The organism is Rothia sp. HMSC058E10, assembly GCF_001809415.1.
GTDB classification, from domain to species: domain Bacteria; phylum Actinomycetota; class Actinomycetes; order Actinomycetales; family Micrococcaceae; genus Rothia; species Rothia dentocariosa.
In genome coordinates this window covers 1-311 of the sequence record NZ_KV797637.1, presented here as the reverse complement: position 1 = coordinate 311, position 311 = coordinate 1, and the positions used below count along the sequence as shown (strand labels likewise).

The 311-nt window shown below is 45.0% G+C and carries 1 pseudogene; it reads left to right on the top strand.

Going from position 1 to position 311, the window contains the following annotated elements:
- Positions 1 to 311, top strand: a pseudogene (locus HMPREF2609_RS10660) (hypothetical protein); the annotation flags it as partial.

Sequence of the window (311 nt, the reverse complement as noted above, 5' to 3'; positions counted from 1 at the left end):
AGGGTGGTATATCGCAGAGGTTGACTGTGCTGGAGCCACTGGATCATTGGAATTTGGGCGTCGTCTTTTAACAGCTTTGGATTTCGACTGGGATTCTTTTCCGTATGAGTTTGATGTCCATTGGGCTTTTGAATATGCTACTGAGGTTGATTGGCTTGATCTGCGTCAGGGACTGTTTGTGTACTATAAAAACTTTGAGGACGTACTGTCGATGGCAGATCGTCTTGGCAATGATAGATATGCTATCTATGCCGTGCATATGGTTGATTATATGCGTCTGGACTATCCTATGCGTCCTAGCCCATATCCTC